This window comes from Pseudomonas sp. R62, assembly GCF_000257605.1.
GTDB lineage: Bacteria > Pseudomonadota > Gammaproteobacteria > Pseudomonadales > Pseudomonadaceae > Aquipseudomonas > Aquipseudomonas atacamensis.
This window is the reverse complement of the sequence record NZ_JH635998.1, coordinates 779,704-787,398: the sequence shown is the minus strand read 5'-3', so window position 1 is coordinate 787,398 and position 7,695 is coordinate 779,704. Positions and strand designations below refer to the sequence as shown.

Genomic DNA, 7,695 nt, shown 5'->3' with positions numbered 1-7,695 from the left:
AGGAACAGGGTCACGGTGTCGTTGGCCTGGCCGGCCGGCACTTCCACGACCGGGATCGCCAGGCCGCCGTTGGCCTTGTCGCCGCCGACGAGGATTTTGCGCAGTTCGTTGTTCAGCACTTGCGGCAGGTTGATGTCGTAGTCGCTGATGCTGGTTTCGGCGTTCGGCTGATCGCGCACAAAGCCTGCGCTGGCGTCGTCCGGGTTGTCGTTCCACGCCACCAGCCAGTGGCCGTGGGCGGCGGATTTCGGCAACAGGTGGGTGCAGCCGGGTTTTTCCAGAGCCAGATCAACGGAGATGGCCTGGGCCTTGTCGTTTTTCTGTTCCGCCAGCCAGCGCCACGCCAGTACAGCGCCCGGGCCGATACCGCTGACCAGGGTGGCCGGGCCGTTCAGTTCGCGCAGGCCCGATTGCAGGGCGCGGCTTTGCAGCAGGCAGTCCTTGGGCAGGATCACCTGGACGATTTGCGCCGAAGCGCTGCGGCTGAGGGTGGTCAGTTGTTTCTCGGAAAGCTTCTGTTCGTCGGTGACGGCCACCAGCACCTGAGCCTTCGGCTTGTTGCCGGGGATCACGCGGGTCATGGCTGTGCCATCGGCGGGTTTCAGTTGTTCGACGGTCGGTTCCGGTGCCGGACGTTTGAGGTACCAGTAACCGCCGCCGGCAATCACGGCCAGCACCAGCAGGGCGGCCAGGATGTACTTCAGGGAGCGTTGAATCATCAGCGTTTCACCAATCCAGTCAAGCCGCCCGCGATCAGGGCAGCAGTGTCGGCCAGCGCCACGAGCGGATCGAGTCCGGCGGGCACGGCCATATAACGGGGTTCCCAGTCAGGCTGGAACTTGTCTTTGAAGCGGCGCAAGCCTTGGAAGTTGTACAGCTGCTCACCACGGCGGAAGACCATCGAGCCCAGGCGCTGGGTCAGCGGTGCGCCGCGCCGGGGTTGCAGCCCCGACAACGGCACCATGCCCAGGCTGAAGCGCGCGTATCCGTGACTCTTATAGTGTTGAATCAGGCCGACCATCATGAATTCCATGGTCAGCTTGGGCGCTTCCGGGTGCGCGCGCATCAGGTCGAGACTGGCCAGATCGTGGCTGTAGGTCTCGAGCAGATTGGCGAACGCTACCGGGCGGCCTTCGAAGCGAATCACCGCAATGCGGAAATGCTTCAGGTAGTCGTCGCTGAAACGGCCGAGGGAGAAGCCTTTCTCACGCACGTTCTTGCCCGTCAGCCAGGCATCGGAAATCACCTTCAGCTCGTCCATCGGCGCCTGGCCCGGCTCATGGATTTCCAGCGACAGTCCATCGCGGGTGCCACGGTTCCAGGTGTAGCGCAGATCCTTCATCTCCTTGCCCTTGGCTTCCAGATCGAAGCGCAGCAGATCGACCCGGGCTTCTTCGCCGAGCTTGATCGCAGTCAGGCCGATGTCCATGTAATACGGCAAATTCTCCGCGCGTACTTGATAGAACACGGGACGGGTGTGATGAATGTCGCAGAGGTCGCGGAACTGCCAGATCATTTCCGCACGTTGCTGGCTCGGCCCGATCGGGTCGTACAGCGCCACCAGACTGCGGCCACGGCGGGCGTACATCAGGAACGCCTCGTCGTTGGGATGAAACAGCAACGCCTTGTCACCGGTCAGCGCGAGGCCGCCGTCGGGTTGCGACGAGGCCATGAGGATTTTCGCCGCGCGATCCAGTTCGTCCGGCGTCGGCAAATGAATCACCGGGCGCGCGGTGCGCAGCAACCAGGTCAGCGAGATGATCACCAGCAACACCGCCGCACCGAGCAGCGAGCGCAGGCCACGCGGCGCATCAGCGTCGAGGGTGAACTGCCACCACAATTGATGGCTGTAGGGCACGTCCTGATAGGCAAACAGCAGCAACCAGGCCGAAGCGCCCAGCACGCAGAGACTGGCGACCAGATACAGCGGCGAAAACGGCAGTTCGGTCAAACGGCTCGGGCGATAGAAGGAGCGGCGGAACACGCCGAGCAGCGCGGCCGTAAACGTCATCAGCGTGGCTTCTTCCCAGTCGAAGCCTTTGAGTAGCGAGAGCAGGGCGCCGACCAGCAGCAGAATGGTGGTCAGCATCCACGCCGCCGACAGGCGTCGGCGCAGGCCCTGCGCGAGTAACAGACAGAGGACGCCGATCAGGCTGGCGCCAAAGTGCGACGCATCGACCAGGCGATGCGGGATCAGAAAACCGATGTGTTCCAGACGCGTGTCGATTTCCGGTGTGGCGCCGGAAAACAGCAGCACCACGCCAGACAGAAACACCAGCACCGCCAGAACCGGCGCGGCCAGACCGGACGCCGCGCGCATGGTCTGGGATTGGAACAGGCGCTGGCCTTCGTTGATCAGCAGCAATACGCAAGCGACCAGCAGCGGCAGCACCACGTAGATCAGGCGATACAGCAGCAGTGCGGCTGCCAGCGGCGCGGCGCCAAGCTTGTCGGCAAATGCGGCGAGCAGAATTGCTTCGAATACACCGACGCCGCCAGGTACATGACTGAGGACACCGGCGGCGAGTGCCAGCAGATACACCAGCAGGAACGGCGCAAACGGCGGCGCTTCCGGTAGCAATAAATAGAGAACGGTGGCGGCAGCCGCGACATCGAGAGCGGTGATCACCAGTTGCAGGAACGTCAGGCGCCGACCCGGCAGACGCAGGGTGCGCCGCCCGGCACGAACCAGCAAATTGTCGGGGTAGGGTTGTTCCGGCAGACGACGGCGATAGATGCCGATCGCCAGCACTGCACCGAGGATCAGTACGGCAGCGGCGACCGAGCCGAGCAAGACTTCGGACAGTCCCAGCGCTTGCGAGGCGGCGGGCAGGTTGCTCAGGGTGGCCAGCGCTGCCAGTGGCGGCAAGGCGCAGCCCAGCGAGAGGCTGGCAAATAGCGTCATGTGCGCAACTTCCGACGCACCGACGCCCAGTCGCGCATATAAACGATAACGAACCGAGCCGCCGGACAGCAGCGACAGACCAATGGCATTGCCAATCGCAAATGCAGTGAAACCGCCGAGGGCGAGCGTGCGCGGCGGCAGTTTCACGCCAGCGTAGCGGCTGGCCGACCATTCATAGCCGAGCAGAATGATGAAACCGACCACGGTCGCACCGATGGCGCCGAGCAGGGCCGGTTTCGGCACGTCGAGAATCGAGTCATGCAGCGCGTCGAGATCGAGCTCGGCGAGCAGATGGCGGCAGGCAATCAGGGCAATGGCAAACAGCAGCAACGTGACGGCCAGACCGATCGGCTGACGGTATTTGCTTAATCGATCCAGCCAGCGCAAACGCTCGGGTTTGATCGGTTGTTCTGCTGTAACGATGTCTTGTGGATCAGACGAGTTGGCGCGCATCAATCACCTCTTGGATTGTGCGCGACAGGATGGAGGTATCCAGCCAAGTTACCAATCCCTGTAGAAAAAAATAATCACAAAATACTACGCCTCTCGTCGGGCATCGGCGAGGGCAGTTCCTGGATTGCAGATACCCTGTCTGCGACTCAAGCATAGTCGCAAGTCAGTGGTTCTGATGATCCCCAGCGGTTCACTGCACAGTGACAGATCATTGTTGCGAAAGGACTTTTTCAACAGATACAAAAAAGGCCACTCTTTCGAGTAGCCTTTTTTGATGTTTGGTTGCGGGAGCCGGATTTGAACCGACGACCTTCGGGTTATGAGCCCGACGAGCTACCAGACTGCTCCATCCCGCGTCTGTGTGGCGGCATTCTACAGGCGAACGACGAGGTGTCAACCGCTAATCCCGGAATGGGCCAAATAACTGCGAAATCGCGGCAAACGGTCGCAGGTGATGCGTAAGTTTCGGAAATGCAACGAATTGCCGTTTCGCTAGCGATTGAGCAGGGCGCCCGTTCGCAAAACAGACGCGCACAAAAAAGGCCACTCTTTCGAGTAGCCTTTTCTGATGTTTGGTTGCGGGAGCCGGATTTGAACCGACGACCTTCGGGTTATGAGCCCGACGAGCTACCAGACTGCTCCATCCCGCGTCTGTGTGGCGGCATTCTACAGAGGTTCGCGAATGTGTCAACCGTCGATCTGGATAAATCTGTTGAGGTTCAAGCGCTTAGCGTCTTTTTCGGGCGGGCGACCGGCGCACAGGGCAGGTGGTGCAAGGCTTTCAGCTCTATTGCCCGTTGATCTGTGATTGAAAAAATAAATTCAGCGGAAATCTCCTACGGTCGGAAAAGAACCTTCAACCACTGGTGCTATATACAGGTGCCAATGAGATACTGCCGCTCCGGCTTGCCACGTTGTCTTTTTCCGACATGACCCAGCGAAAAATCATCCACATCGACTGTGACTGTTTCTACGCCGCCATCGAGATGCGCGATGATCCGCGTCTGGCCGGCAAGCCGTTGGCGGTGGGTGGTTCGGCGGATCGGCGCGGGGTGATCGCCACCTGCAACTATGAAGCGCGCGCCTATGGTGTGCGCTCGGCGATGGCCTCCGGGCACGCATTAAAGCTGTGCCCGGATCTGACCATCGTCAAGCCGCGCATGGAGGCTTATCGCGAAGCGTCAAAGGAGATTCATACGATCTTTGCCGACTACACCGACCTGATCGAGCCGCTTTCGCTGGACGAGGCCTACCTCGATGTGTCGGACAGCGCGCACTTCGGCGGCAGCGCCACGCGCATCGCTCAGGACATTCGTCGCCGGGTCTCCAATCAGTTGCACATCACCGTTTCCGCAGGCGTTGCGCCGAACAAGTTTCTGGCGAAGATCGCCAGCGACTGGAAAAAACCCAACGGTTTGTTCGTGATCACCCCGGATCAGGTCGAAGAGTTCGTCAGTGGTCTGCCGGTGAGCAAGCTGCACGGCGTCGGCAAGGTCACCGCCGACAAGCTCGGCAAGCTTGGCATCGTTGACTGCCAGCACCTGCGCGAGTGGGGCAGGCTGGCGCTGGTGCGCGAATTCGGCAGTTTCGGCGAGCGCTTGTGGAATCTCGCCCGTGGAATCGATGACCGGCTGGTGCACAACGACAGCCGGCGTCAGTCGATCAGCGTGGAAAACACCTACGACGTTGATCTGCCGGACTTGCGCAGCTGCCTGGAAAAATTGCCCGAGTTGCTCGATACCCTGAAAACCCGCATGGCGCGGATCGACAGCAGTTATCGACCGGGCAAGCCGTTCGTCAAAGTCAAATTTCATGATTTCACCCAGACCACGCTGGAACAGGCCGGGGCAGGGCGGGACCTTGGCAGTTACCAGTTGATGCTGACGCAGGCGTTCAATCGCGGCGGCAAACCGGTGCGGTTGTTAGGGGTGGGGGTGAGGCTGGAGGATCTGCGGGGCGGGTTTGAGCAGATGGAGTTGTTTGAGCGGTAGATTTGCGGCGTATTCAGATAGTCATCGCGGGCAAGCCCGCTCCCACATTGATCGATGGTGAAACACATATTGTGTGAACACCCATAAACCCTGTGGGAGCGGGCTTGCCCGCGATGCCTTTAGCTTTTAATTCGGTCCCGGATCAGCCACTAAACGCCCGGCATCCTTGGCCAGAGACTTGAGAAACTCAGTCTGCAACTCAGGATCATTGCGGGTCAGTTCGATCAGGCTTTGTTCCAGTTCGCTGGCTTCTTCTTCCAGGCCCAGCTCCGACAGGCGTTTGACCCGGTGTACCCACTGGCTCACCTCGTCATCTTCCAGATCGTCGTAAATCAGCCCGTGCGCCTCAATCAACTTGCCGCGCAGGTGGCCGCTGAGCATCAGGGTCGAATCGGAATGCACATCGTCCTTGGCGTCTTCGACACTGATCTGCAAGCGGCCAACATGGTTGAGGTCATGTTCGGCGAAAGGGCTGTCGAGCAGATTCAAGCGCAGCACGCCGTTGCGGTCGGTGGTCATGTCGAATGTCTGCTTGCCGGCCTTGACCTGCACCGGTCGTTCGCTCCACGGCAGGCTCGAATACTCCGTGCGCTTGTCGCGCTGGACTTCGTCGATGCCCGCGAGGTTCTGCTGCGCGCGACCGTTGGACTGCACGTTCATGAACGGGTTGAGCCCGGCGAAACCGTAGCTCAGCCAATCCTTGGTGACGCTGTCCGGCAGGTTGCCGAGGGCAAACACGTTGACCACGTTGGCACCGACACCACCGACCACGGCCACCGCGCCCAGCGGAATCTCATAGACTTCGCGCCAGGGTTGGTAAGGCGTGTAGCGGTCGTAACGACGGGTGACCTCGAACTCGGTGACTTCGAAAGTCTTTTGCTCGTTGATCTTCACGCGTCGCTGCGGCAGCTCGAGCACCTTGGGCTCGCCGACATCGATCTGCAGGCTGTGATCGAGCAACTTTCGCTCGACCCGCTCTTCGTGCTCGCTGCGTTGCGACATGTGATTGGCGCAGCCGCTGACCAGCAGGGCGCCGCACAGGGCGGCGCCACCGAGGCCTAAGGTGTTTCGCTTGAACATGACGTCTCTATCTGGTTTCAGCGGCGGATACGGGCCTGAAGGAAGGACACAACATCGGCCACCGGCAGTGCTTGCGCCTCTGCTTCGGAACGACTCTTGTATTCCAGGTTGCCTTCGGCGAGGCCGCGGTCGCTGACCACGATCCGGTGGGGAATGCCGATCAGCTCCATGTCCGCAAACTTGATGCCCGGGCTGGTTTTCTTGTCGCGATCGTCCAGCAGCACTTCGAAGCCGGCCGCCGTCAGTTCGGCATAGAGCTTGTCAGTGGCTTCGCGCACCTGCTCGGTTTCATAGCGCAGCGGTACCAGCGCGATCTGGAATGGCGCCAGGGTGTCGCTCCAGATAATGCCGTTGGCGTCGTTGTTCTGCTCGATGGCAGCAGCCACCACGCGCGATACGCCGATGCCGTAGCAACCCATTTCCAGGGTCACCGGCTTGCCGTTTTCGCCCAGCACTTCGCACTTCATCGCCTTGCTGTACTTGTTGCCCAGCTGGAAGATGTGGCCGACTTCGATGCCGCGCTTGATTTCCAGCGTGCCTTTGCCGTCCGGGCTTGGGTCGCCAGCGACGACGTTGCGCAGGTCGGCAACGGTCGGAACCGGCAGATCGCGCTCCCAGTTCACGCCGAAGTAGTGCTTGTCGTCGATGTTCGCGCCAATGCCGAAGTCGCTCATCATCGCGACCGAGCGGTCGATGATGATCGGCAGTGGCAGGTTCAGCGGGCCGAGCGAACCAGCGCCGGCGCCGATCGCGTCACGCAGTTCGGCATCGGAGGCCATCACCAGCGGGCTGGCCACGCCAGGCTGGTTGGCAGCCTTGATTTCGTTCAGTTCGTGGTCGCCACGAATCACCAGCGCGATCAGCTTGCCTTCTTCTTCGGCGTGGACGATCAGGGTCTTGATGGTCTTTTCAATCGGCAGATTGAATTTTTCCACCAGCGCCGCGATGGTCTTGGTGTCAGGCGTATCGACCAAGCGCAGTTCTTCGGTTGGCGCAGGGCGCGAGGTTTCCCGAGGCACCGCTTCGGCTTTTTCGATGTTCGCCGCGTAGTCGGAACCGTTGCTGAAGACGATATCGTCTTCGCCGGACTCGGCTAGCACGTGGAATTCGTGGGAGCCGGCGCCGCCGATCGAGCCGTTGTCGGCTTCTACCGGACGGAATTTCAGACCCAGACGCGTGAAGATGTTGCAGTAGGCTTCATGCATGCGGTCATAAGTGATCTGCAGCGACGCCTGATCAGCGTGGAAGGAGTAGGCGTCCTTCATG

The 7,695-nt window shown here is 60.7% G+C and carries 4 protein-coding genes, 2 tRNA genes and 1 pseudogene; 1 reads left to right on the top strand and 6 read right to left on the bottom strand.

Going from position 1 to position 7,695, the window contains the following annotated elements; genetic code table 11:
* The 4 genes and pseudogenes from OQK_RS05005 to OQK_RS04990 all read right to left on the bottom strand — a co-directional run.
* Window positions 1-719 (bottom strand): annotated as a pseudogene (locus OQK_RS05005) (virulence factor family protein); the annotation flags it as partial.
* The gene (gene mprF, locus OQK_RS05000; RefSeq protein WP_016771395.1) at window positions 719-3,358 is read right to left on the bottom strand and encodes a bifunctional lysylphosphatidylglycerol flippase/synthetase MprF; all 2,640 of its coding nucleotides are present in this window, start codon (window positions 3,356-3,358) and stop codon (window positions 719-721) included. The pseudogene OQK_RS05005 and the gene mprF, both read right to left, overlap by 1 nt.
* A gap of 279 nt (window positions 3,359-3,637) precedes the next feature.
* A tRNA-Met gene (locus OQK_RS04995) sits at window positions 3,638-3,714 on the bottom strand.
* A 217-nt stretch (window positions 3,715-3,931) separates the two neighbouring features.
* Window positions 3,932-4,008, bottom strand: a tRNA-Met gene (locus tag OQK_RS04990).
* A 279-nt stretch (window positions 4,009-4,287) separates the two neighbouring features.
* Between OQK_RS04990 and dinB the strand changes: the two genes are divergently transcribed.
* On the top strand, window positions 4,288-5,349 hold the full coding sequence (gene dinB / locus OQK_RS04985; protein ID WP_038861106.1) for a DNA polymerase IV: 1,062 nt from the start codon (window positions 4,288-4,290) through the stop codon (window positions 5,347-5,349).
* A 126-nt stretch (window positions 5,350-5,475) separates the two neighbouring features.
* Here the strand turns inward: dinB and OQK_RS04980 are convergent, their stop codons facing one another.
* Complete coding sequence (locus tag OQK_RS04980) at window positions 5,476-6,429, bottom strand: hypothetical protein (protein WP_016771393.1); 954 nt, start codon at window positions 6,427-6,429, stop codon at window positions 5,476-5,478.
* A 17-nt stretch (window positions 6,430-6,446) separates the two neighbouring features.
* A partial coding sequence (gene proS / locus OQK_RS04975) for a proline--tRNA ligase (protein WP_038860582.1) occupies window positions 6,447-7,695 on the bottom strand: 1,249 nt, incomplete at its 5' end.

Excerpts from the sequence above, each read along its gene's own strand:
- dinB (WP_038861106.1), top strand. The coding sequence starts at position 4,288 with ATGACCCAGCGAAAAATCATCCACATCGACTGTGACTGTTTCTACGCC.
- mprF (WP_016771395.1), bottom strand. The coding sequence starts at position 3,358 with ATGCGCGCCAACTCGTCTGATCCACAAGACATCGTTACAGCAGAACAA.
- OQK_RS04980 (WP_016771393.1), bottom strand. The coding sequence starts at position 6,429 with ATGTTCAAGCGAAACACCTTAGGCCTCGGTGGCGCCGCCCTGTGCGGC.